The sequence below is a fragment of the Curtobacterium sp. 9128 genome (assembly GCF_900086645.1).
Classification (GTDB): Bacteria; Actinomycetota; Actinomycetes; order Actinomycetales; family Microbacteriaceae; genus Curtobacterium.
The window spans coordinates 549,578-572,882 of the sequence record NZ_LT576451.1; the positions used below are offsets into that span (position 1 = coordinate 549,578).

The window sequence follows — 23,305 nt, forward strand, 5'->3', positions numbered from 1 at the left end:
TCAGGCCGCCAGCGCGAACTCCGTCCGGACCTGCGAGCCGGCGCTGGAGTCGTTGTTCGCGCGCGCTCTGAGTCCTTCGGCGACAGCACTGGTGAGGTCGAGGAGCGAGGTGTCCAGCGCACCAGCCACCGCGGCGATCATCTCGCTCGACGGCTCCTTGCGTCCGCGTTCCATCTCCGACAGGTATTGCGGTGACACTCCCGCACGCCGGGCGACGTCGTTGATGGTGGCGGCTCGATCACGCCGGAGGTCGCGGAGTCGTGCGCCCACAACGTATCGCCACAGGGGCTCGGTGGAATCACTGTCGGACATCGGCGTCTCCTCAAGTCGGCTGCAGGTCCAGCTTGGCCGTTCGACGCCGTTCGCGATGTTCCACATGGAACGCCTACAGCGAACAGGTACGGCGGCGCGGCTCAAGGCGCGCTGCACCCACTGAAGGCGCCTCCCCGGCCGTCACACGCAAATCCACCCGTTCGGCCCGCAAGCGGCCGCACAAGGCCGTTCAGCGCAGCCCCCCGGACCCTGATGGGCGCTCCGTTCCACGTGGAACATGCGCCCTTCGAGTGCGTCTGTCAGCCGTTGACATCCTCGGCGCCGAGTTCGCCGAGGATGCGGTTCAAGTCCGCGGCGTTGGCGAAGTCGATCGTCACGCGACCCTTGCGGGCGCCGACCGCGATCCGGACGCGGGTGTTCAAGCGATCACCCAGGCGCTCGGCGACGTCCGCGAAGTGCGCGTCCCGCTTGCTCGGCTGCGTCGGCGTCTTCTTCGGGCTGCCCTGCGCCAGTTGCTGCGCCGCCGCCTCGGCCTGGCGGACGGAGAGGTCCTCGTTCACGATCTTCTCGGCGAGGTACTCCATCGCCTCGGCATCCGGCGCCGCCAAGATCGCTCGAGCGTGTCCGGCGGACAGCACGCCAGCCGCGACACGGCGCTGCACGGGAGAGGGGAGCCGAAGCAGACGGATCGTGTTCGTGATCTGCGGGCGCGATCGACCGATGCGCTGCGCGAGTTGCTCCTGCGTGATCCCGAAGTCCGCGAGGAGCTGCTGGTAGGCAGACGCCTCTTCGAGCGGGTTGAGGTTCGCGCGGTGGAGGTTCTCAAGCAGCGCGTCCCGGAGCATCGCGTCGTCCGGGGTGTCCTTGACGATCGCCGGGATCGTCGCGAGACCGAGCTCCTTCGTCGCACGCAGCCGGCGCTCGCCCATGATCAGCTCGTACTGCGGCTGCGTGCCGGTGGCGCCCGCGAGTGGTCGGACCACGATCGGCTGCAACACGCCGATCTCGCGGATGGAGTGCACGAGCTCCTGGAGCTCCTCTTCGCGGAACTCCAGACGAGGCTGCTGCGCGTTCGGAACGATGTCGAGCGGGTTGAGGTTCGCGAGACGAGCACCGGGGACCGCGACGAGATCCTCCGCAGTGCCACCGTCGACGGCCGGCGCCGACGAGGGCGATCCGCCGGTCGGGAAGAACACGTCGACCGGGCGTTCCTGCTGGTCAGCAGCCGTGGGGATGAGTGCGCCGATTCCCCGGCCGAGTCCGGTCCGCTTGGGTGCCATCAGTGCTTCGCTCCTCGTGCTGCGATCTCGGCGGCCGCCTCCAGGTAGGAAAGCGAACCAGTGGAGTTGACGTCGTACGCCACGACGCTCTGACCGTAGCTCGGCGCCTCGCTCACCCGGACTGACCGGGGAATCATCGCCTTGAGCACCTGGTCCCCGAAGTGCTCGCGAACGTCCGCGGCCACCTGGTTCGCGAGGTTCGTGCGGCTGTCGTACATCGTGAGCAGGATCGTCGACACCCGCAGGTTCGGGTTCAGGTGACGCTCGATGAGCTCGATGTTCCGGAGCAACTGGCTCAGCCCTTCGAGCGCGTAGTACTCGCACTGGATGGGGATCAAGACCTCTTGCGCAGCGACGAACGCGTTGATCGTCAGCAGCCCGAGGGACGGCGGGCAGTCGATGAAGACGTAGTGGTACGGCTCGTCGAGCGACGAGAGGTACTGATCGAGGGCTGTCCGGAGCCGCTGCTCGCGCGCCACGAGCGACACGAGCTCGATCTCCGCACCGGCCAGGTGGATCGTCGCGGGGACACACCAGAGCGTCTCGGACTCGGGGGAGCGCTGCACCGTGTCCGCGATGGGAGCCTCGTCGACGATCACGTCGTAAATGCTCGCGACCTCCGCCTGGTGGTTCACACCGAGCGCCGTCGACGCGTTGCCCTGCGGATCGAGGTCGATCACGAGCACTCGCGCACCGCCGTGCGCAAGAGCAGCCGCCAGGTTCACGGTCGTCGTGGTCTTGCCGACGCCGCCCTTCTGGTTCGAGACCGTCATGATGCGGGTCTTGTCCGGCAGCGGGAACTGCTCTGTGGCGATGGCCCGCCGGCGCCGGTTCAGATCAGCGATCTCACGCGCGAGCGGCGTCGACGCGTCGTAGTCGGTCGATGAACTCAACGAGTGCCTCTTCCCCGGTTCGATGTTTCACGTGGAACGCGGGGCGCTGCGCCCGATCCACGAACGATCTCAGCGCCGCACGGCGTCAGTCAACTGTAGCCCGGAACACCCGCGTGGTCTCCTCGACCACACCGACTCCGAGTTCGAGCACCTCGACATCCGAGAGACGCTTCCGCAGGATGACCTTGCGTGCCGCGGTCACCTCGTCATCGACCCGCGCGCCCTTCATCAGGATGAGCTGCCCGCCGGACCGGACGAGCGGCACCGTGATGGGGATCAGCTTCGAGAGCGCACTGACGGCCCGCGCTGTGACCTGGTCGAGCACCAGGTCGTCCGACACGTCTTCGGCCCGCGCGCGCAGCACCGTCACGTTGTCGAGGCCGAGCCGGTCTGCCTCGGACTGCAACCAGTCCACCCGACGCTCCATCGGCTCGATGAGCGTCATGGACACGTCAGGACGGGCGATCGCGAGCACGAGACCCGGCAACCCGGCACCGGAGCCGACGTCGCCGACGCGACCATCAGCCTCCAGGAGCGGCGCCAACAAGGCGGAGTTGAGGATGTGTCGCGTCCACAACCGTGGCAGCTCCAGCGGGCCGATGAGGCCCAGCTCCTCGCCCCGCCGGGCAAGCTCGTTCGTGAACGACCGGGCCGCCTCGAGCCGGTCACCGAACAGCGTCGCGGCGACCGCCGGTTCTGCTTCGAGGACCGGGGCGTCCGTCATCGGGTGATGACCGTGTGACGGTCGCGACCCTCGCCCTCGGACTCCGAACGGAAGCCCTTGTCGGCGACGAGGTCGTGGACGAGCTTGCGCTCGTAGGACGACATCGGGGGGAGTGCAGCGGATGCCGAGCCGGCTTCGATGCGCTCGATCGCGGTGTCGACGAGCCGCTGGAGCTCCGACGCGCGGGCGTCACGCGAACCGCCGACGTCGAGGATGAGACGGCTGAACTCGCCGGTCTCCGCCTGCACGGCGATGCGCGTGAGCTCCTGGAGCGCCGACACCGTGTCCGGCTTCGCGAGGACGCGCAGCGCGTTGCCCTCGTCGGTCACCGAGAGGTAGACGCGACCAGCGCGCTCCTCGATCTCGATGTCACCGTCGAGGTCGCAGATGTCGAGGAGTTCCTCGATGTAGTCGGCGGCGATGTCCGCCTCGTCGCGGGTGTCGTCGTCGACCTCGGTGGGCTCGACGGTGGCGGCGATGTCCTGCTCGGTCACTTACTTCTTCCCGTTCTTCTTCGAGCGCTGCTTGCCGACCGGCTGCTGACGCTGGGTCGTGACGCGCACGGCTTCGATCTCCGCCGCACCCGCGCCGGCACCGGCCTCGGCCAGGACGCCTGCGGGAGTCCCACGACGCTGGGCCTTCTTGGCCAGGCGGGCTTCACGGGCGAGGGCCGCCTCGGAGCCGGGCGTCGGCATGCTGCGGATGACGAAGTACTGCTGCGCCATCGTCCAGATGTTGGAGGCGAGCCAGTAGAACATGACGCCGAGGGGGAACGAGAGACCCGAGATCACGAAGATCAGGGGGAGCACGTACAGCATCATCTTCTGCTGGCGGTACATCGGAGACTCCTTGGTCTCCGGGGACATGTTCTTCGCGACGAGCTGCAGCTGCGTGACGAACTGCGATGCCGTCATCACGACGATCATGAAGCCCGCGATGACCCGGACTTCCCAGCCGGACGCGTTCGTGAAGGTCTCGTGCAGCGGAGCACCGAAGAGCGAGGCGTTGCCGAACGACGCGGCGAGGTCGTTCGTCAGCAGGCCGATGCCCGTCTTGTTGATCTGCGCTTCGTGCAGCACGGAGTACAGCGAGAAGAAGATCGGCATCTGCAGCAGCAGGGGCAGGCAGGAGCTCAGCGGGTTCGTACCGGTCTCCTTGTAGAGCGCCATGGTCTCGCGGCTCATGGCCTCACGCGAGAACTGGTCCTTCTTGCCCTTGTACTTGTCCTGGATCTTCTTGAGCTGCGGCGCGACCTCGAGCATGCGGCGCTGCGACTTGATCTGCCGCACGAAGATCGGGATGAGCGCGGCGCGGACCACGAAGGTCAGGAAGATGATCGACAGCACCCAGGTGATGCCGGCGCCCGGGTCCATGCCGAGGGACTCGAAGATCCAGTGGAAGCCGACCAGGATCGCCGAGACCACCCACTTCAGTGGCCAGAGGATCGTGTTGAGGATCGCCATGAGGACGGTCACGCCTTTCGAGTGCGCTGGGGGAGCAGCACCGGGCGGACCATGCCGACCGAGGACTGCGATTGCTGCTGGACCGGCGCGAGCACGAAGCCGAACCGGTTCACGATGAAGGGCTTGCGCCGCTCGGGGACGTCGTCGATGCCGCCGGCGGCCCAGGGGTTGCACCGGCCGATCCGCCACGCGCCCATCGCGGTGCCACGGACGACGCCGTACTGCTGGATCGCCTCCAGCGCGTAACGGGAGCACGACGGGTGGTACCGGCACACGTTGCCGTACAGCGGGGAGATCACGGCACGGTAGGCGCGGAGCACGACGACGCAGGCGTTGCGAGGGAGCAACGCTGCCACCCACAGGGCCCGCATCAGGAGCGTCCGGTTCATGCTGCCTTCTCCACACCGCGCGCGAACGATCGCGAGACGTCTTCGAGCAGGGTAGGCCATCCGGCCTGCGCAGCGGCTGGCAGTGCGCGCACCACCACGTCGTGCCCGACGGGCACCGACCCGAGCAGCTCGTGCGCGATCGCCTTGAGCCGACGGCGGACGAGGTTGCGGGTCACCGCGTTCCCGACCGTCTTCGCGACGATGAAGCCGAACCGTGTGGGCGCCGACGTGTCCGACGTGCGACGGACCACCGAGACGACGACGTTCGCCGTGGCGCTCCTGCGACCACGACGCACGGTGTTCCGGTAGTCGTCCCCACGGACGATGCGGTTCCCACGGGCCAGCACGACGTCACCGACCGATCGCTGAGCACACCGAAGCGCCGCCCGGTCGGACACGGGGTCCGACCGACGCGGCGCGGGGTGCAGCTGCGACCAGGTTCGTCTTACGCGCTGAGCTCGGTGCGGCCCTTGGCACGGCGTGCGGCCAGGATGGCGCGGCCGGCGCGGGTGCGCATACGGAGACGGAAGCCGTGCTTCTTGGCGCGGCGACGGTTGTTCGGCTGGAAGGTGCGCTTGCTCATGATCTTCTCCACACGGCTGCTCGAGGCGAGCCGTCACGAATACGTTGGTTGACGCAGGTGGGCGCGACCAAGGGGGCCGCAGTCAACTGGTTAACGGTACGTGACAGCGGCGAGGAGGTCAAACGCCGATCACCTCGTTCATGACGACTGCCAGGACGGAGCACGTTGTCCACATTGGGGACAACTTCCGTTCGGTGTGACCCGCCTCGGTCCTTTACAGTGGTCGGAACGATCCGCCCGCAGGCCCGGTACGACGGGGGAGCACTCCGACCTCGCGGCCCAGGGCGATCGTGGACAACACTGTGGACAACCCTGTGGGAAGCCCGCGGCACGACGGCGTCGACGAAGCCACCCGAAGCCACGGACGACTCGCCGGGAACCGACCGCCACCGCGCCCGCCCGTGCGCCCTGGCACGTCCGCAGCACCGACCACACGAGACCCCTGGAGACGAGCGCGACATGACGATGCCGGCCGACCCCGTCGAGGACCTCTGGTCGTCGGTCCTCGGACTCCTCGCGGAGGACGACCGGATCACCCCGCAGCTGCACGGCTTCCTCAACCTCGTCGAGCCGAAGGGCGTCCTCGCCGGCACCCTCTACCTCGAGGTCCCGAACGACCTCACCCGCGGCATGCTCGAGCAGCGCATCCGGGTCCCCATCACCGAGGCGGTCTCGCGCATCGGCGACGACACCGTGGCGAACTTCGCGATCACCGTGAACCCGGACATGGCCTCGGAGCCCCGCGTCGAGCCGACCGTGCCGACCTACGCCGAACCGGTCGCCGCCGACCAGGTCGTCGAGCAGAGCGCAGCGCCCCGCCAGTACATCGAGGCACCGTTCGTCCCGAGCCAGATCGACGCACCGGGGACGAGCGGTCGCCCGGAGTCGCGCCTGAACCCGAAGTACAACTTCGACAACTTCGTCATCGGCGCCTCGAACCGGTTCGCCCACGCCGCCGCGGTCGCCGTGGCGGAAGCGCCGGCGAAGGCCTACAACCCGCTCTTCATCTACGGCGACTCCGGCCTCGGCAAGACACACCTGCTGCACGCGATCGGCCACTACGCCGAGAGCCTCTACCCGGGGATCCGGGTGCGGTACGTGTCGAGCGAGGAGTTCACCAACGACTTCATCAACTCGATCGCGAACAACCGCTCGAACCAGTTCCAGCAGCGGTACCGCGACATCGACATCCTCCTGATCGACGACATCCAGTTCCTCCAGGGCAAGGACTCGACGCAGGAAGCCTTCTTCCACACGTTCAACACGCTGCACGACCACAACAAGCAGGTCGTCATCACGTCCGACGTCGCGCCGAAGCACCTCACCGGCTTCGAGGACCGGATGCGCAGCCGGTTCGAGTGGGGCCTGATCACCGACGTGCAGGCGCCGGACCTCGAGACCCGCATCGCGATCCTCCGCAAGAAGGCGCAGTCCGACCACCTGCAGGTGCCGGACGACATCCTCGAGTTCATGGCGTCGAAGGTGTCGAGCAACATCCGTGAGCTCGAGGGGACGCTCATCCGCGTCACCGCGTTCGCGAGCCTGAACCGGACGGCCGTCGACATGGCGCTCGTGCAGACGGTCCTGAAGGACCTGATCACGCTCGACGAGGACAACGTCATCGCGCCGACGGACATCATCAACCACACCGCGGAGTACTTCAAGCTCTCGGTCGACGACCTCTACGGGTCGTCCCGCTCGCAGGCGATCGCCACCGCACGACAGATCGCGATGTACCTCTGCCGGGAGCTGACGAGCCTGTCGCTGCCGAAGATCGGGCAGCTGTTCGGCAACCGGGACCACACGACGGTGATGTACGCGAACAAGAAGATCGCGGAGCTCATGAAGGAGCGCCGGTCCATCTACAACCAGGTGACCGAGCTGACCAGCCGCATCAAGCAGGACCGCCGGTACCGCTGAGCGCATCGCTCGCGACCGCCGGAACATCTGTTCACACTGACGGGAGGCCCGCCTCGGGTTCCCGAGATCGGCGCGCGTCGGCGCGCGTCCACCATCTGAGACGGTTCCATGCGGCGGAGTTCTCACAGTGTGGAAAGCCTGTGGATAACTGTGGATGACACGCCGGATGGTTGTTCACAGTGGATGGGGCATCTGTGGAGACTGGGGATGGAAGTGGATAGATGAGATTCATTCATCCCGTTAACGCTCACACCCCGCCCACAAGTCACACGGTTGTAGTTCCCTGTCGCTGACAGGCATGCACAGAGTTATCCACAGTGTGCACAGGCGTTAACACTCTTATTCCTGCTTAACGATCGGGATCCCTGGGCCAACCCTGTGGACGGCGGGATGACAAGAAATCCGGGTCCCGCTGGGCTGTGCCACAATGGGGCGGCCGGACAGTCCAACGATCGACAGGGGTCCCAGCTGTGAAGTTCGAGGTCAACCGGGACGTCTTCTCCGAAGCCGTCTCATTCGCGGTGAAGCTCCTCCCACAGCGCACGACCCTCCCGATCCTGTCGGGTGTCCTCATCCACGCCGAGGGCGACCGACTGACGCTCTCGTCGTTCGACTACGAGGTCTCGGCGCAGACGTCCATCTCGGCGCAGATCGACGACGCGGGCACGGTCCTCGTCTCGGGTCGCCTGCTCAACGACATCGCGAGCCGCCTGCCGAACGCACCCGTCACGTTCTCCACGGACGAGTCACGGATCACGGTCACCTGCGGATCCGCGCACTTCACGCTGCTCAGCATGCCGGTCGAGGAGTACCCGACCCTCCCCGAGGTCGGTGCCCAGACCGGTGTCATCCCGGGCGACGCGTTCTCGGAAGCCGTCTCCCAGGTCGCCGTCGCCGCCAGCCGCGACGACGTCACCCCCGTCATCACCGGCGTCCAGCTCGAGGTCGGCGACAACGACCTCTCCCTCATCGCCACGGACCGCTACCGCGTCGCCGTCCGCACCATCGCGTGGGACTCCGGCCGCGTCGGTTCCGAGCCGATGCATGCGCTCGTCCCTGCGCGCACCCTGCAGGAAGTCGGTCGTACGTTCGGCTCCGCGTCGACGGTGTCGGTCTCGATCAGCGGCACCTCGGACCGCGAGCTCATCGCGTTCCACGCCGACGACAAGACGGTGACGTCCCTGCTCATCAAGGGCAACTACCCGCCGGTCCGCCGGCTCTTCCCCGAGACCGTCCAGGACCACGCCGTGATCAACACGGCCGAGCTGGTCGAAGCGGTCCGACGGGTCTCCCTCGTCCTGGAGCGCGAAGCAGCGCTCCGGTTCTCCTTCACGGTCGACGGGCTCACGCTCGAGGCGATCGGTTCCGAACAAGCGCAGGCGTCAGAGTCGATCGATGCGTTGCTGACCGGTGAGGAAACGGTGGTCTCGTTGAAGCCCGCCTTCCTCCTGGACGGGTTGAACGCGGTGCACTCCGAGTTCGTCCGCATCTCCTTCACCAAGACGGAGAACCCCAACAAGCCGGGCCCGGTGCTCATCACCGGCCAGTCCTCCCGCGACGAACCGGCGACGGACGGATACCGGTACCTGCTGCAGCCCAATCTCCTGCTGCGGTAAGCGCAACAGCCGAACACTGCGCTGACGCGCCACCCCTGCATCAGCGCGACGACGAACAGAAGAGGAAATCATGCACATCGGTCTTGTCGGCCTCGGTCGCATGGGCAACAACATGCGTGCCCGTCTCCGCAACGCAGGCATCGAGGTCACCGGGTACGACGCGAACCCCGCCGTCTCCGATGTCGCCAGCCTCGCCGAACTCGCAACCGCGCTCCCCGAGGGCAAGAAGCTCGTCTGGGTCATGGTCCCGCACGGCAAGATCACCGATGACGTGATCACCGAGCTCGCCGGGGTCCTCGGCGAGGGCGACCTCGTCATCGACGGCGGCAACTCGAAGTGGCTCGACGACACCAGGCACGCCGAGCAGCTCGCGGCGAACGGCATCCGCTACATGGACGCCGGCGTCTCCGGTGGCGTCTGGGGCAAGGACAACGGCTACGGCCTGATGGTCGGCGGCGACGCCGCCGACGTCGAGTTCGCGATGCCGGTCTTCGACGCGCTCCGCCCCGAGGGCCCGCGCGAAGAGGGCTTCTCGCACGCCGGTGCCGTCGGCGCCGGGCACTACGCCAAGATGGTCCACAACGGCATCGAGTACGCGATCATGCAGGCCTACGGCGAGGGCTACGAGCTCCTCGAGGCGAAGGACATCATCACCGACGTCCCTGCCGTCTTCGCCGGATGGCAGCGCGGCACCGTCGTGCGCTCCTGGCTGCTCGACCTGCTCGTCCTCGCGATCAACGAGGACCCGAAGCTCGCCGAGCTCGAGGGCTACGTCGACGACTCGGGTGAGGGTCGTTGGACCCTCGAAGAGGCGATCGAGCTCGCGGTCCCGATGCCCGCGCTCTCCGCGGCCATGTTCGCGCGCTTCGTCTCGCGTCAGGGCAGCGAGTCCCCGACGATGAAGGCCGTCGCGGCGCTCCGCAACCAGTTCGGCGGCCACGCCGTCAAGAAGTCCTAGGACTTCCCGGGGAAACCCGGCATCGGCCCGCGTGCACGTCGACCATCTCCAACTGACCGACTTCCGGAACTACCGGGAGGCGGACGTCGACCTCGCACGCGGGCCGAACCTCTTCGTCGGGAGGAACGGCCAGGGCAAGACGAACCTCGTCGAGTCCATCGCCTACCTCTCCACCCTCGGCTCGCACCGCGTCCCCACCGACGCGGCACTCGTCCGGCAGGGCTGTGACGCGGCGATCGTCCGCGCACGGCTCGCCCACGAGGAACGCAGCATCCTCGCCGAGGTGCAGATCAACCGCTCCGGGTCGAACCGGGCGCAGATCAACCGGGCTCCGATCAAGCCCCGCGAACTCCCGCGGTACTGCGCGAGCGTCCTCTTCGCACCGGAGGACCTGGCACTCGTCCGCGGCGAGCCGTCCGGTCGACGCCGCATGCTCGACGAGCTCCTCGTGCAGATCGCCCCGCGGATGCAGGGCGTCCTCGCCGACTACGACCGGACGCTCCGGCAGCGCAACACCCTGCTGAAGTCCGCCAGGGCGACCGGTGCGAAGTCGGGATCGCTCGCGACGCTCGACGTCTGGGACGAGCGGCTCGTGGCGTTCGGCTCCGAGATCATCGCCGCGCGGGACCATCTCACCCGTCGGCTCGCACCGTTCGTGGCGGAGGCCTACGCGACCGTCGCCGGTGAGCGGCACGAGGCATCGATCACCGGTGTCCTGTCGGTCCGCGGCGGCGATCCGGAAGACGCGGCGGCGACCGATCCGGTGCTCGGGACACCGGACGAGCCGGTTACCGTGCCGGCAGCCGCCGAGGCGTTCCGGGGTGCGCTCGAACGCCGTCGCCGCGACGAGCTCGACCGGGGTCTGACGCTCGCCGGCCCGCATCGCGACGACGTGCTCTTCCAGCTCAACGGGTTACCGGCCCGAGGATACGCGAGCCATGGCGAATCGTGGTCGTTCGCCCTCGCCATCCAGCTCGCGAGTGCATCGATCCTCCGCGCCGAGTCGACCCTCGGCGACCCGATCATCATCCTCGACGACGTGTTCGCGGAGCTCGACGAGTCGCGACGCGAACGCCTCGGCAACGCGGTGGCGGACTACGAACAGGTCCTCATCACCGCTGCGGTGTTCGGTGACGTGCCCCAGCAGCTGGCGGCGCACACGGTCCGGATCGAGCACGGCACCATCGTGACGGACGATGCGGACCCGGCCCCTGCCTCCAGTCCGGCCGAGCCGGACGTGTCGGAAGCCGGCAACTGATGCCGCGCCCCTGGAAGCCGACCGAACCCAGCCGGGTCTACATGCACTTCAAGCAGGTCTTCGGCGATCCGTCCAAGCGTGGCATCGACGCACGCCGCCGGCGGGCGAAGGAGTTCGAGTCCGACACGGTGCCCTACGGCCGCGGCCGGGAACCGAAGGGCCTCGGCGACATCGTCGGATCCCTCGCCGCCGAACTCGGCTGGACCGAGCCCCTCGCCCGCTCGGAGCTCTTCACGGACTGGCCGAGCGTCGTCGGCGACGAGCTCGCCAAGCACTCCCGACCCGTCACGATCGAGGACGGTGCCCTCGTCATCCGATGCGACTCGACGGCATGGGCGACGCAGCTCCGACTGATGCGCGCGAGCGTCACGACGACCATCGCGGAACGGCACCCGCAGGCGGGGGTGGAATCGATCCGGGTTTCCGGGCCGGACGCCCCCACCTGGAAACGCGGCCCCAGGACGGTCCAGGGGCGCGGTCCTCGCGACACCTACGGTTGAGCAGACGAAATCATCCTCTGGTCGCGAAATCGGCCGTCAAACGGCCGATTTCGCCCTCGAAAGAGGGGCTCCTGGGATAGACTGGGCGGTGCAGTGCGTGGGTGTTCCGCGCGCAGGCAAGGAGCACTCTCGACATGACATCAGAATCTGAAGACGACCGCCAGACCTCTCCCGAACCGTCGTACGGCGCAGACCAGATTCAGGTGCTCGAGGGGCTCGAGGCCGTCCGCAAGCGCCCCGGCATGTACATCGGCTCGACGGGCCCCCGTGGTCTCCACCACCTGGTGCAGGAGATCGTCGACAACTCGGTCGACGAAGCCCTCGCAGGCTACTGCGACACCATCGACGTGACCATCCGCGAAGACGGCGGCGTCCGCGTGGTCGACAACGGCCGAGGCATCCCGGTCGACGTCCACGCGGCAGAGGGCGTCTCGACGCTCCAGGTCGTGCTCACCGTCCTGCACGCCGGCGGCAAGTTCGGTGGCGGCGGGTACGCGGTCTCCGGTGGTCTGCACGGTGTCGGTTCCTCCGTCGTGAACGCGCTCAGCTCCGAGCTCGACGTCGAGGTCCGCCGTCAGGGACACGTCTACCGGCAGAGCTACACCGACGGCGTCCCGGTGGCCCCCGTGTCCGAGGACGAAGCCACCGACGAGACCGGCACCACGATCACGTTCTGGCCGAACGCCGAGATCTTCGAGACCGTCGTCTTCGACTACGAGACGCTCCGCGCGCGCTTCCAGCAGATGGCGTTCCTCAACAAGGGGCTCCGGATCAACCTCAAGGACGAGCGCACCCCGGACGAGGGCGAGGAGTCCCGTCACGACACCTTCCGCTACGAGCGCGGTCTGGCCGACTACGTCGAGTACCTGGGCAAGCAGAAGAAGGCCGACCTGGTCCACCCCGACGTCATCGGCTTCGAGGCGGAGGACCCGGAGCGCAAGATCGCGCTCGAGGTCGCGATGCAGTGGAACACCTCGTACCAGGAGAGCGTCCACACCTTCGCGAACACGATCAACACGCACGAGGGCGGAACCCACGAAGAGGGCTTCCGCGCTGCGCTGACCACGCTCGTGAACCGCTACGCGCGTGAAGCCAAGATCATCAAGGAGAAGGACGACAACCTCACGGGTGACGACATCCGTGAAGGCCTGACCGCCGTCATCTCCGTGAAGCTCGGCGAGCCGCAGTTCGAGGGCCAGACGAAGACCAAGCTCGGCAACACCGAGGCGAAGTCCTTCGTGCAGCGCGTCGTCGGTACCGAGCTCACGCACTGGTTCGAGAGCAACCCGACCCAGGCCCGAGACGTCGTCCGCAAGGCGATCCAGGCATCGCAGGCACGTCTCGCCGCCCGCAAGGCCCGCGAGACCACGCGACGCAAGGGCCTGCTCGAGTCCGGCGGCATGCCGGGCAAGCTCAAGGACTGCCAGTCGAAGGACCCGACACTGTCGGAGATCTTCATGGTCGAGGGTGACTCAGCGGGCGGTTCCGCCGTCCAGGGACGCAACCCGATGACCCAGGCGATCCTGCCCCTCCGCGGCAAGATCCTGAACGTCGAGAAGGCCCGGCTCGACCGCGCCCTGGCGAACCAGGAGATCCAGTCGATGATCACGGCGTTCGGCGCCGGCATCGGTGAGGACTTCGACCCGGACAAGGCCAGGTACCACAAGATCGTGCTGATGGCCGATGCCGACGTCGACGGCCAGCACATCACGACGCTGCTGCTCACGCTGCTGTTCCGCTACATGCGGCCGCTCATCGAGCGCGGCTACGTGTACCTCGCACAGCCGCCGCTGTACCGCCTGAAGTGGTCGAACTCGGCGCACGAGTACGTGTTCAGCGACCGCGAACGTGACGCGCTGCTCCAGTCCGGCATCGCCGCAGGCAAGCGCATCCCGAAGGACAACGGGATCCAGCGCTACAAGGGTCTCGGTGAGATGGACTACAAGGAGCTCTGGGACACCACGATGAACCCGGACACCCGCACGCTCCTGCAGGTCACGCTCGAGGACGCCGCAGCCGTGGACAGTGTGTTCGCGACCCTGATGGGTGAGGACGTCGACGCACGCCGCTCCTTCATCCAGCAGAACGCCAAGGACGTCCGGTTCCTGGACATCTGATCCCCGACCAGGAGGCGCGGTGCCAGCCGCGCGCCCTGGTCCAGACCACCTGTGGTCGCGCGCGGCGCGACGAACGGAACCACGGCCTCCAGGTCGGGTCGGCCGGATGGCCGAGAAAGGTACTGAAGCCACATGGCTGACGACAACGAGACGAACGACGAGCAGCCCGAGATCGTGCACGGCGACAGCGGGGACATCGTCGTCTCCGGTGACCGCATCTCGCAGGTCGACCTGCAGCTCGAGATGCAGCGCTCGTACCTCGACTACGCGATGTCCGTCATCGTCGGTCGTGCGCTTCCCGAGGTCCGGGACGGCTTGAAGCCGGTGCACCGTCGCGTGATCTACGCGATGTACGACGGCGGGTACCGACCGGACCGTGCGTTCTCGAAGTGCTCCCGCGTCGTCGGCGACGTCATGGGACAGTTCCACCCGCACGGTGACAGCGCGATCTACGACGCACTCGTCCGTCTCGTGCAGCCGTGGTCGCTCCGGTACCCGCTCGCGCTCGGTCAGGGCAACTTCGGTTCGCCCGGCAACGACGGCGCAGCTGCTCCGCGGTACACCGAGACCAAGATGGCGCCGCTCGCCATGGAGATGGTCAGGGACATCGACGAGGAGACCGTCGACTTCCAGGACAACTACGACGGTCGCACGCAGGAGCCCGCCATCCTGCCGGCTCGGTTCCCGAACCTGCTCGTGAACGGCTCGGTCGGCATCGCGGTCGGCATGGCGACGAACATCCCGCCGCACAACCTGCGCGAGGTCGCTGCCGGCGCGAAGTGGGCGCTCGAGCATCCCGACGCCACGCGTGAAGAACTCCTCGGTGCGCTCATGCAGCGCATCAAGGGACCGGACTTCCCGACCGGGGCGCAGATCCTCGGCGTCAAGGGCATCCAGGACGCCTACCGCACCGGCCGTGGCTCGATCACGATGCGGGCCGTCGTCAGCGTCGAGGAGATCCAGGGCCGCACCTGCCTCGTCGTCACCGAGCTGCCGTACCAGGTCAACCCCGACAACCTCGCGATCAAGATCGCCGAGCTCGTCAAGGACGGCCGTCTCGCGGGCGTCGCGGACATCCGCGACGAGACCTCCGGTCGGACCGGCCAGCGCCTCGTCATCGTGCTGAAGCGCGACGCGGTCGCCAAGGTCGTGCTGAACAACCTGTACAAGCACACGCAGCTGCAGGAGAACTTCGGCGCGAACATGCTCGCGATCGTCGACGGCGTCCCGCGCACGCTCGCGCTCGACGGCTTCATCTCGGCGTGGGTGGACCACCAGATCGACGTCATCGTCCGCCGGACCCAGTACCGGCTGCGCGAGGCCGAGAAGCGCGCGCACATCCTCCGCGGCTACCTGGCGGCACTCGACGCGCTCGACGAGGTCATCGCGCTCATCCGTCGTTCGCCCGACGTGGAAGAGGCCCGCACCGGCCTGATGGACCTGCTGTCCGTCGACGAGATCCAGGCGCGTGCGATCCTCGAGCTGCAGCTCCGTCGTCTGGCCGCCCTCGAGCGCCAGAAGATCCACGAAGAGGCCGAGGCACTCGAGCTCAAGATCGCGGACTTCAACGACATCCTCGCGTCGGAGACCCGGCAGCGCTCGATCATCGGCGAGGAGCTCGACGAGATCGTCGAGCGCTTCGGTGACGACCGTCGCAGCGAGATCATGCTCGGCTACGACGGCGACATGTCCATCGAGGACCTCATCCCCGAGGAAGAGGTCGTCGTCACCATCACCCGCGGCGGCTACGTCAAGCGCACCCGCAGTGACCAGTACCGCTCGCAGCACCGCGGCGGCCGTGGCGTCCGCGGCGCCCAGCTCCGCGCGGACGACGTGGTGGAGCACTTCTTCGTCACGACGACGCACCACTGGCTGCTGTTCCTCACCGACCAGGGCCGCGTCTACCGTGCGAAGGCGTACGAGCTGCAAGAAGCCGGGCGTGACGCCAAGGGCCAGCACTCGGCGAACCTCCTCGCGATGCAGCCGGACGAGCAGATCCAGCAGGTGCTCGACATCCGCGACTACGAGGCGGCGCAGTACCTCGTGCTCGCCACCGAGCAGGGTCTCGTGAAGAAGACCGCGCTCACCGAGTACGACACGAACCGCACCGGCGGCATCATCGCGATCAACCTGCGCGACGGCGACAAGCTCCGCTCGGCGCTGCTCGTCGACGAGTCCGACGACCTGCTCCTCGTGTCCCGGCACGGCATGTCGCTCCGATTCACCGCGACGAACGACACCCTCCGCCCGATGGGTCGCTCGACCTCCGGCGTGAAGGGCATGTCCTTCCGCGACAGCGACTCGCTGCTCGCGGCACGGGTCGTCTCCGATGACGGGTTCGTCTGGGTCATGACCGAGGGCGGCTACGCCAAGCGCACCTCCGTCGACCAGTACCGCACCCAGGGCCGCGGTGGGCTCGGCATCAAGGTGGCCAAGCTGGCGGCCGATCGAGGCGACCTTGTGGGTGCTCTCATCGTCGGCGAGGACGACGAGGTGCTCGTCGTGCTCCAATCGGGCAAGGTGGTAAGGTCTGCCGTGGCCGAGGTCCCTGCCAAGGGTCGAGACACGATGGGCGTCGTCTTCGCGAGGTTCGCGGAGAACGACCGGATCATCGCGGTGGCCCGGAACAGTGAGCGGAACCTGGACGACCAGGACGACGCCGAGATCGAGCCCGCGGGCCCGGTGGAGTCGGTCAGCCCGGACGAAGCGGCCGCCGACCCCGTCGAGCCCGAGGCCGGAGAGGACCAGTCAAGCAATGAGTAGTGTCGCCGAGAAGCTCCAGAAGAAGGCGAAGCGGCCCGTCGGCACCCGTCAGGTGCGGCTGCGGCTCGTGTACGTCGACTTCTGGTCGATGGTGAAGCTCAGCTTCCTGATCGCCCTGGCCGGCAGCATCGTGATCGTCGTCGCGACGGCGCTGGTGTGGGTCATCCTCAACCAGACCGGGGTGTTCACCCAGGTCGACGCCCTGCTCAAGGACGTCACCGGGCAGAACAACTACTCGATCATGGACCAGTTCTCGCTGGGCCAGGTGCTCGGGTTCTCCATCGTGGTGGGCATCCTCAACGTAGTCGTCGGCACCGTGCTCGGCGCGATCGTGAGCGTGCTGTACAACCTCAGCGTGCGCATCACGGGCGGTCTGCTCGTGGGCTTCACGAACAACTGACACACCCGGTCCGGATGGGCCGCCCGCTCGATTTCGTTCCGACGGATTCGTACGGTAGGCTTTCATCCGGTCTGAGGGGCTATAGCTCAGGCGGTTAGAGCGCTTCGCTGATAACGAAGAGGTCCAAGGTTCAAGTCCTTGTAGCCCCACCATCCCCTTCCGGGGGCCTTAGCTCAGTTGGTAGAGCGCCTGCTTTGCAAGCAGGATGTCGGGAGTTCGATTCTCCCAGGCTCCACAATCTCATCCCCGCCGCCGCCCCTGCGGCGCGACGTCGCTGACTGTTCGGTCGTCGTGCTTGTCTACGCCTCCGGCGCGCCGCTCCGCGATGGCCGGGTCGGCGCGTGCCGCGTCCGTCCGGTGCGTGGTCCTTTGTGCGCGGCCGTCCGGTGAGTGGTTCGTTGTCGCGGGCTGGAGGCTCCGTGTCCGGCCGCCACGAGCCTCCCGTCCGTCGCCCCCGCTCCCCGCACCGCGGCGAGTGGTCGCGACTCCCCGCCGGGACACCCTCGACTGGTCAGGAACCGTCGGTTCGGACCTGTGTCGGCGACCGGATGCGACCAGTCGGTGGGCGTGAGCGGGGTGTCGTGACCGCTGGGGACGGCGTCGCTCGGGCGAAGGACCCCGGGACGCCCTCACGCCCGGACCCTTGGGACGCCCGGGCACCCGGGCGCCCGGGAAGCCCTCACGCCCGGGACGCCCTCACGCCCGGGACGCCCGGACGCCCGGGACGCCCGGATACCGGGCTGGCGCGGACGACGAAGGGCCCCGGCGTGTGCCGGGGCCCTTCGTACGAACCGGGAGGTCAGGCGGCGGACTTGTCCGCCGAGTCGGCGTCGTCGGCGACCCAGAGGTCGTCGTCGGCGCGCAGCGTCTGGTACGCGGCGTAGGCGGCACCGGCGACGGCGACCACACCCACCACGATCAGTGCGACTCCGCCGAAGCCGATGCCCTTCTTCTGCTGCGACGGCACGTACTTGGCGGCAGCCTTCTTCGCCTTCTTGCCCTTCTTCTGGGCGTCCTTCACGATCTTCTTGACCCGGGGGTCCTTCGCGAGGTCGACCACGCTGAGCACGGATCCCGCAGTGGACACGAGGCCGGGGACGACCTCGGACTGGAAGCGGTGCGAGGCGTTCTGCGCGGCAGACGTCGCTGCGTGCACGCCCGTCGCGACAGCCGGGCGGATCCCGCTGTCGATCGCGTGCTGGACGCGGGGGGCGATGTCCTTGCGAGCAGCATCGGCTGCGTTCGAGCGGGCCTCGGCGAGGATCGCGTTCGCGTGCTCGAGCACCTTGCGCTGCTCACCGAGGAGCGAGGCGGTCTGGCCCTTGAGCTTCTTGATCTGCTTCCGGCGCTTGCGCGGCAGTTCGATCGTCGTCATCTGGTACCTCCATCGGAACGGCGTGACACCCATCCTGCCACCGGAGCACCTGACAGGTCACGGAGCCTCACCTGTGGGTACCGTCTGTACGCAGCGGACGCATGCGAGAATCGGAACATGTCTCTGCACACCGCTGTCGCAACGATCCACACGAACAAGGGCGACATCCGCGTCAACCTGTTCGGCAACCATGCTCCGAAGACCGTCAAGAACTTCGTCGACCTCGCGACGGGCCAGCAGGAGTGGACCCACCCGGGGACCGGCAAGGTCTCGACGGACAAGCTCTACGACGGTGTGGTCTTCCACCGCATCATCAAGGACTTCATGATCCAGGGCGGCGACCCGCTCGGCCAGGGAATCGGCGGCCCCGGCTACCGCTTCGACGACGAGATCTCGCCCGAGCTCACCTTCCAGAACCCCTACATCTTCGCGATGGCGAACGCCGGCATCCAGGGCGGCCGCGGCACCAACGGGTCGCAGTTCTTCATCACGACCGTGGCCACGCCGTGGCTCCAGGGCAAGCACACCATCTTCGGTGAGGTCGCCGACGACGAGTCCCGCGCGGTCGTCGACGCGATCGAGGGCGTCCCCACCGACGGCCGCGACAAGCCGCTCGAGGACGTCGTCATCAACAGCATCGACGTCGAGTCCGTCTGACCTTGACCGACCAGGCGTACAACCCGGCCAACTACTGCTACCGGCACCCGGACCGGCAGAGCTTCGTCCTGTGCCAACGGTGCGGGCGGACGATCTGCCCCGAGTGCCAGACGCCGGCGGCGGTCGGGGTGCACTGCCCTGAGTGCGTGCGTGAACAGCGCGCGCAGTTCACGGCGAACCGCCGCGCGTCCGGAGCCCCGAGCAGGGTCACGGTCGCGCGGCGGCGCTTCGCCATGCTCGACCAGAAGGCGACCGTCGTCATCGTCGCCGTCTCCGTGGTCATCTGGCTGCTGGACCAGGTGTCCAACCGGGCGCTGACCCAGCTGCTCGGCTACAACGCCTACTACCTGCCGACGCAGCCGTGGCGGATGGTCACGTCGTTGTTCGTCCACTCGGGCTTCTTCCACATCGCGTTCAACATGTGGGCGGTGTGGATCTTCGGCAGGATGCTCGAGAACATGCTCGGGACCTGGCGGTTCCTGGCGTTGTACTTCATCTCGGGCCTGGCTGGATCCATGGCGGTCACGCTGCTCGCTCCCCAGACGTCGGTCGTCGGCGCCTCCGGAGCGATCTTCGGCCTGTTCGCCGCCTTCTTCATGATCCAGCGCAGCCTCGGTGGCAACGCCGTCTCGTTGCTCGTGATCATCGGCCTGAACCTGCTGATCGGGTTCCTGCCCGGGACGAACATCTCGTGGCAGGCGCACATCGGCGGGATCGCTGCGGGCTTCCTGACCGGGTACATCTTCGCGAAGACCCGGAACGTCCGGAAGCGCGGCTTGCAGATCACCCTGCTCGGCGCCGAGGCGGTGCTGATAGTCGTCCTGGCGTACGTCGGGTACGCGATCGCGTTCAACTGAAGCGCATCGACCGCACGAGCATCCAACGCCCCGTCACTCTTCGGAGTGGCGGGGCGTTTTCGTACCTGTGGACAACTCGGTGAGTTACACGGGTGTGATTATCCCCACTGTGGATTCACCTGTGGATAACTCCGGGACGGGGGTGTGGAACAGCGTGTGGAGAACTCGTCGAACTGTGGAGAACGGGGGAAAACCGCGCTGCTCCCACAGCGGCCTGTGGAAAACGAGAACGCCCGCCGCACCGATCGGTGCAGCGGGCGTTCGACGACGCGGAAGCCGGGATGTCAGCGCCAGCGAGTGGTCATGAGGAAGCCGATGAACATGATGCCGAAGCCGATGAGGATGTTCCACGAGTTCAGCGAGGGAACCGGGAGGGTGCCCTGCGAGACGTAGAACACGATCACCCAGGCGAGTCCGACGAGCATGAAGCCGAACATGACCGGCTTGAACCACACGGGGTTGGGCTGGTCGCCCGCCGTGTCGACCGAGTCGGCTCGGGTCCTCCGGGCGGGCTTGGTGCGGTCCTTGTCCTTGGCCATGGCCGGTATCCTACCGTGAACATGTGTGTGCACAGGCTCCACGGAGGCTGCACACGACCCCCACGAGTACGGTGAACCGACCATGACCAGGATCCTCGTCGTCGACAACTACGACAGCTTCGTCTACACGCTGAACGGCTACGTCCAGCAGCTCGGCGCGGAAACCGACGTCGTGCGCAACGACGCGTTCCCCGAGTCCGAGATCGCGGACCGGATCGCCGAGTACGACGGCGTCCTGCTCTCTCCCGGCCCGGGCACACCCGCAGCCGCCGGCATCTCGATCGCGACCGTCCACGCGTCCATCGCGGGCGACAAGCCGCTGCTCGGTGTCTGCCTCGGCCACCAGGCGATCGCCGAAGCCCTCGGCGCCACGGTGACCCACGCCGAAGAGCTCATGCACGGGAAGACCTCGCAGGTCGACCACGACGGCAGCACCCTCTTCGCCGGCGTCCCGCACCCGTTCACGGCGACCAGGTACCACTCGCTCGCGATCGTCGACGGCACCGTGCCCGACGAGCTCACCGTGACCGCGCGGACCGGCGGCGGCGTCATCATGGGTGTCCAGCACCAGGACGCCCCGGTCTACGGCGTGCAGTTCCACCCGGAGTCGGTCCTCACCGAGGGCGGCTACCGGATGGTCGGCAACTGGCTCGAGACGACCGGACTCTCCGGCGCTGCCGAGCGCGCAGCGGGCCTCGGCCCGCTCATCGCGGCGCACCGCGCCTGAGCGGTCCCGCGATCGGTCACCTGACCTGATCGGCCCACCCGGGCCGTGGACGCGGCCGGTGGGGGGCCTGGAGGCTCGTGGCGGGCTGGCACCGTGCCTCCCGTCCGGCGGTCGGCCGGGACCAACGGTCGGTCGGGACCGGCGGTCAGTTGCCGTCGCCGCCGTCGCCCCCGTTGTCCTTGCCGTCCCCACCGTCGCCGCCGCTCGGGGTCGCCGGGGCACTCGGCTGGTTCGACGCGGCGCAGTACGTGAGCACGACCGTGCTGCCCTGCGCGACGTCGCCGGCCGGCTGGTCCTGCTGCGTCACCGTGCCACCGGTGCACGAGTAGGACGCCTGCTGCTTCACGGTGAGACCGAGGTTGGCGAGCGTCGAGTTCGCGGTCGAGAACGGCTGCTGCGTGACGTCCGGGAGCTGCACCAGGCCGTTCGACACCGTGAGGTTCACGACCGTGCCCTTGGTGTGCGAGGAGCTCGCCGCGGGGTCGGTGGACATGACGGTGCCCTCCGGCACGGTCGGCGAGTAGGTCGAGTTGACCGCCCCCACTGCGAAGCCAGCGGCCTCGAGCGCCTGCTGTGCGGCGTCCTGGGACTGGTTGGCGACGTCGGGGACCGCGATCTGCTCCGGCCCCAGTGAGACGACCACACGCACGTTCTGCTGTCTGGCGACGTTCGTGCCGGATCCCGGCTCGGTGCGGATGACCGACCCCTTGTCGACCTTGTCAGAGTTCTGCTCCACCTTGACCGGCACGAGGTCCCGCTTGTCGAGGGCCTTGGCGGCGGAGTCGTAGGTGGCGCCGACGACGTTCGGCACGCTCACCGACGACGACACCGGGGCCTGACCCGGCTGCAGGTTCGCCACCCAGAAGATCACACCGGCGATCACGGCGATCGTCAGGACGATGCCGACCCAGATCCACGCCACCGGCGGACGGTTCTGCGTGCGCTGCGGACGGTGCTCCTGCGTGTCGTCGAGCTCGCGGAACGCCACCTCCGGGTTGGAGGTCGTCCGCGGGTTCACGCCGAACAGCACGGTCGAGGCGTCGTTCGCGCTCTGCTGCAGCTTCTTCGTCGACGCGGGGACCTGTCCGGCGGCGGCCTGCTCGAGGTCGCGGCGGAACTCGGCGGCGTTCTGGAACCGGCGCGTGCGGTCCTTCACCAGGGCGTGCAGCGTGACCGCGTCGAGCGCCGGCGACACCGCGGGGGTGATCGTCGACGGGGCGACGGGCTGCTCGCTGACGTGCTGGTAGGCGACGGCGACGGGCGAGTCGCCGAGGAACGGCGGACGGCCGGTCAGGAGCTCGAAGAGGACGATGCCGGTCGAGTAGAGGTCGGTGCGCGCGTCGACGGTCTCGCCGCGGGCCTGCTCCGGGGAGAAGTACGACGCGGTGCCGAGGATCGAAGTGGTCTGCGCGACCGTGGCCGACGTGTCGGTGATGGCGCGGGCGATGCCGAAGTCCATCACCTTGACCTGCCCGGTGGCCGTCACCATGACGTTGGCGGGCTTGATGTCGCGGTGCACGACGCCGGCGCGGTGGGAGTACTCGAGCGCGGTGAGGATGCCGCTCGTGAGGCGGACGGCCTCGTCCGGCTCGACGGGTCCGTCGCCGATGACCTCGCTCAGCGGGCGGCCCTCGACGTACTCCATGACGATGAACGGCACCTGCACCTCGGCGCCGGACTGCTCGGTCACGGTCTCTTCGCCGGCGTCGTAGACGCGGACGATGGTCGGGTGCGCCATGCGTGCGGCGGCCTGTGCTTCCTGCCGGAAGCGCGTGCGGAACGCCGGGTCGTTGGCGAGGCTCGGCTTCAGGAGCTTGACGGCGACACGGCGGCCGAGCCGCGTGTCCTGGCCCACGTGCACGGTGGCCATGCCGCCACGACCGATGACATCACCGATCTCGTAGCGATTTGCGAGGAGCGTGATCCCCGCGGTCACACCTTCTGGCACGTACTCCTCCGAATGTCCGTCGGGGCAAGTGTACGACAGCCCATCCTGGTGAGACGCTGGCTGCG

At 67.8% G+C, this 23,305-nt stretch carries 23 protein-coding genes and 2 tRNA genes; 13 read left to right on the plus strand and 12 right to left on the minus strand.

Going from position 1 to position 23,305, the window contains the following annotated elements; translation table 11 throughout:
* The 9 genes from QK288_RS02775 to rpmH form a co-directional block, all read right to left on the minus strand.
* Complete coding sequence (locus QK288_RS02775) at window positions 1–312, minus strand: helix-turn-helix transcriptional regulator (RefSeq protein WP_281267644.1); 312 nt, start codon at window positions 310–312, stop codon at window positions 1–3.
* Window positions 313–572: 260 nt separating this feature from the next.
* Complete coding sequence (locus QK288_RS02780; RefSeq protein ID WP_281266296.1) at window positions 573–1,553, minus strand: ParB/RepB/Spo0J family partition protein; 981 nt, start codon at window positions 1,551–1,553, stop codon at window positions 573–575.
* A complete protein-coding gene (locus QK288_RS02785) occupies window positions 1,553–2,446 on the minus strand; it encodes a ParA family protein (RefSeq protein ID WP_281266297.1) in 894 nt (297 codons plus the stop codon). The genes QK288_RS02780 and QK288_RS02785 overlap by 1 nt, the downstream gene beginning before the upstream one ends.
* An 85-nt stretch (window positions 2,447–2,531) precedes the next feature.
* Window positions 2,532–3,170, minus strand: coding sequence for a 16S rRNA (guanine(527)-N(7))-methyltransferase RsmG (rsmG, locus tag QK288_RS02790; RefSeq protein ID WP_281266298.1), 639 nt, complete (start codon window positions 3,168–3,170; stop codon window positions 2,532–2,534).
* The gene (locus tag QK288_RS02795; protein ID WP_281266299.1) at window positions 3,167–3,664 is read right to left on the minus strand and encodes a R3H domain-containing nucleic acid-binding protein; all 498 of its coding nucleotides are present in this window, start codon (window positions 3,662–3,664) and stop codon (window positions 3,167–3,169) included. Before QK288_RS02795 ends, rsmG begins: the two co-directional genes overlap by 4 nt.
* Window positions 3,665–4,633 (minus strand): membrane protein insertase YidC, encoded by a 969-nt coding sequence (yidC, locus tag QK288_RS02800; protein WP_281267645.1) that lies wholly within the window; start codon window positions 4,631–4,633, stop codon window positions 3,665–3,667. It lies immediately after the preceding gene.
* An 8-nt stretch (window positions 4,634–4,641) separates the two neighbouring features.
* Window positions 4,642–5,022, minus strand: coding sequence for a membrane protein insertion efficiency factor YidD (yidD, locus tag QK288_RS02805; protein WP_348639034.1), 381 nt, complete (start codon window positions 5,020–5,022; stop codon window positions 4,642–4,644).
* Window positions 5,019–5,369, minus strand: a complete 351-nt coding sequence (rnpA, locus tag QK288_RS02810) for a ribonuclease P protein component (RefSeq protein ID WP_281266300.1) — start codon at window positions 5,367–5,369, stop codon at window positions 5,019–5,021. Before rnpA ends, yidD begins: the two co-directional genes overlap by 4 nt.
* Before the next feature lie 98 nt (window positions 5,370–5,467).
* Window positions 5,468–5,605: a 50S ribosomal protein L34 gene (gene rpmH / locus QK288_RS02815; protein ID WP_071299798.1), complete on the minus strand. Its 138-nt coding sequence runs from the start codon at window positions 5,603–5,605 to the stop codon at window positions 5,468–5,470.
* A gap of 465 nt (window positions 5,606–6,070) precedes the next feature.
* On the opposite strand from rpmH, the gene dnaA reads away from it, so the two are divergent.
* From dnaA to QK288_RS02865, 10 genes are all read left to right on the plus strand, one after another.
* Window positions 6,071–7,525, plus strand: coding sequence for a chromosomal replication initiator protein DnaA (gene dnaA, locus QK288_RS02820; protein WP_281267647.1), 1,455 nt, complete (start codon window positions 6,071–6,073; stop codon window positions 7,523–7,525).
* Between the two features lie 470 nt (window positions 7,526–7,995).
* Window positions 7,996–9,141: a DNA polymerase III subunit beta gene (gene dnaN, locus QK288_RS02825; RefSeq protein ID WP_281266301.1), complete on the plus strand. Its 1,146-nt coding sequence runs from the start codon at window positions 7,996–7,998 to the stop codon at window positions 9,139–9,141.
* A gap of 70 nt (window positions 9,142–9,211) precedes the next feature.
* A complete protein-coding gene (gene gnd / locus QK288_RS02830; RefSeq protein WP_281266302.1) occupies window positions 9,212–10,099 on the plus strand; it encodes a phosphogluconate dehydrogenase (NAD(+)-dependent, decarboxylating) in 888 nt (295 codons plus the stop codon).
* Between the two features lie 31 nt (window positions 10,100–10,130).
* Complete coding sequence (gene recF, locus QK288_RS02835) at window positions 10,131–11,357, plus strand: DNA replication/repair protein RecF (RefSeq protein WP_281266303.1); 1,227 nt, start codon at window positions 10,131–10,133, stop codon at window positions 11,355–11,357.
* Window positions 11,357–11,857: a DciA family protein gene (locus QK288_RS02840; protein WP_281266304.1), complete on the plus strand. Its 501-nt coding sequence runs from the start codon at window positions 11,357–11,359 to the stop codon at window positions 11,855–11,857. The genes recF and QK288_RS02840 overlap by 1 nt, the downstream gene beginning before the upstream one ends.
* Window positions 11,858–11,991: 134 nt before the next feature.
* Entirely contained in the window at window positions 11,992–13,974 is a 1,983-nt protein-coding gene (gyrB, locus tag QK288_RS02845) for a DNA topoisomerase (ATP-hydrolyzing) subunit B (RefSeq protein WP_281266305.1), read from the plus strand.
* A gap of 132 nt (window positions 13,975–14,106) precedes the next feature.
* On the plus strand, window positions 14,107–16,737 hold the full coding sequence (gene gyrA / locus QK288_RS02850) for a DNA gyrase subunit A (protein ID WP_281266306.1): 2,631 nt from the start codon (window positions 14,107–14,109) through the stop codon (window positions 16,735–16,737).
* The gene (locus tag QK288_RS02855; protein WP_022904049.1) at window positions 16,730–17,137 is read left to right on the plus strand and encodes a DUF3566 domain-containing protein; all 408 of its coding nucleotides are present in this window, start codon (window positions 16,730–16,732) and stop codon (window positions 17,135–17,137) included. The genes gyrA and QK288_RS02855 overlap by 8 nt, the downstream gene beginning before the upstream one ends.
* A 75-nt stretch (window positions 17,138–17,212) precedes the next feature.
* Window positions 17,213–17,289 (plus strand) — tRNA-Ile (locus QK288_RS02860).
* 10 nt (window positions 17,290–17,299) lie between these two features.
* A tRNA-Ala gene (locus QK288_RS02865) sits at window positions 17,300–17,372 on the plus strand.
* A 564-nt stretch (window positions 17,373–17,936) separates the two neighbouring features.
* Here the strand turns inward: QK288_RS02865 and QK288_RS02870 are convergent.
* The gene (locus QK288_RS02870; RefSeq protein WP_281266307.1) at window positions 17,937–18,512 is read right to left on the minus strand and encodes a hypothetical protein; all 576 of its coding nucleotides are present in this window, start codon (window positions 18,510–18,512) and stop codon (window positions 17,937–17,939) included.
* Between the two features lie 117 nt (window positions 18,513–18,629).
* On the opposite strand from QK288_RS02870, the gene QK288_RS02875 reads away from it, so the two are divergent.
* Window positions 18,630–19,169 carry a peptidylprolyl isomerase gene (locus QK288_RS02875; RefSeq protein WP_281266308.1) on the plus strand — a complete coding sequence of 180 codons (540 nt, stop codon included), beginning with the start codon at window positions 18,630–18,632 and terminating at the stop codon, window positions 19,167–19,169.
* A 146-nt stretch (window positions 19,170–19,315) separates the two neighbouring features.
* Window positions 19,316–20,026, plus strand: a complete 711-nt coding sequence (locus QK288_RS02880) for a rhomboid family intramembrane serine protease (protein WP_348639035.1) — start codon at window positions 19,316–19,318, stop codon at window positions 20,024–20,026.
* 284 nt (window positions 20,027–20,310) lie between these two features.
* Here QK288_RS02880 and QK288_RS02885 read toward each other — a convergent pair whose 3' ends face one another.
* On the minus strand, window positions 20,311–20,565 hold the full coding sequence (locus QK288_RS02885; RefSeq protein WP_281266310.1) for a cell division protein CrgA: 255 nt from the start codon (window positions 20,563–20,565) through the stop codon (window positions 20,311–20,313).
* Between the two features lie 82 nt (window positions 20,566–20,647).
* Here QK288_RS02885 and QK288_RS02890 point away from each other — a divergent pair, with 82 nt between their 5' ends.
* Window positions 20,648–21,292, plus strand: a complete 645-nt coding sequence (locus QK288_RS02890) for a gamma-glutamyl-gamma-aminobutyrate hydrolase family protein (protein WP_281266311.1) — start codon at window positions 20,648–20,650, stop codon at window positions 21,290–21,292.
* A gap of 145 nt (window positions 21,293–21,437) precedes the next feature.
* Here QK288_RS02890 and pknB read toward each other — a convergent pair whose 3' ends face one another.
* Window positions 21,438–23,240, minus strand: a complete 1,803-nt coding sequence (gene pknB, locus QK288_RS02895; RefSeq protein WP_281266312.1) for a Stk1 family PASTA domain-containing Ser/Thr kinase — start codon at window positions 23,238–23,240, stop codon at window positions 21,438–21,440.
* Window positions 23,241–23,305: the final 65 nt, after the last annotated feature.

Excerpts from the sequence above, each read along its gene's own strand:
- QK288_RS02775 (WP_281267644.1), bottom strand. The coding sequence starts at position 312 with ATGTCCGACAGTGATTCCACCGAGCCCCTGTGGCGATACGTTGTGGGC.
- QK288_RS02780 (WP_281266296.1), bottom strand. The coding sequence starts at position 1,553 with ATGGCACCCAAGCGGACCGGACTCGGCCGGGGAATCGGCGCACTCATC.
- rsmG (WP_281266298.1), bottom strand. The coding sequence starts at position 3,170 with ATGACGGACGCCCCGGTCCTCGAAGCAGAACCGGCGGTCGCCGCGACG.
- yidC (WP_281267645.1), bottom strand. The coding sequence starts at position 4,633 with ATGGCGATCCTCAACACGATCCTCTGGCCACTGAAGTGGGTGGTCTCG.
- yidD (WP_348639034.1), bottom strand. The coding sequence starts at position 5,022 with ATGAACCGGACGCTCCTGATGCGGGCCCTGTGGGTGGCAGCGTTGCTC.
- rpmH (WP_071299798.1), bottom strand. The coding sequence starts at position 5,605 with ATGAGCAAGCGCACCTTCCAGCCGAACAACCGTCGCCGCGCCAAGAAG.
- dnaA (WP_281267647.1), top strand. The coding sequence starts at position 6,071 with ATGCCGGCCGACCCCGTCGAGGACCTCTGGTCGTCGGTCCTCGGACTC.
- gnd (WP_281266302.1), top strand. The coding sequence starts at position 9,212 with ATGCACATCGGTCTTGTCGGCCTCGGTCGCATGGGCAACAACATGCGT.
- QK288_RS02840 (WP_281266304.1), top strand. The coding sequence starts at position 11,357 with ATGCCGCGCCCCTGGAAGCCGACCGAACCCAGCCGGGTCTACATGCAC.
- gyrB (WP_281266305.1), top strand. The coding sequence starts at position 11,992 with ATGACATCAGAATCTGAAGACGACCGCCAGACCTCTCCCGAACCGTCG.
- gyrA (WP_281266306.1), top strand. The coding sequence starts at position 14,107 with ATGGCTGACGACAACGAGACGAACGACGAGCAGCCCGAGATCGTGCAC.
- QK288_RS02855 (WP_022904049.1), top strand. The coding sequence starts at position 16,730 with ATGAGTAGTGTCGCCGAGAAGCTCCAGAAGAAGGCGAAGCGGCCCGTC.
- QK288_RS02870 (WP_281266307.1), bottom strand. The coding sequence starts at position 18,512 with ATGACGACGATCGAACTGCCGCGCAAGCGCCGGAAGCAGATCAAGAAG.
- QK288_RS02875 (WP_281266308.1), top strand. The coding sequence starts at position 18,630 with ATGTCTCTGCACACCGCTGTCGCAACGATCCACACGAACAAGGGCGAC.
- QK288_RS02885 (WP_281266310.1), bottom strand. The coding sequence starts at position 20,565 with ATGGCCAAGGACAAGGACCGCACCAAGCCCGCCCGGAGGACCCGAGCC.
- QK288_RS02890 (WP_281266311.1), top strand. The coding sequence starts at position 20,648 with ATGACCAGGATCCTCGTCGTCGACAACTACGACAGCTTCGTCTACACG.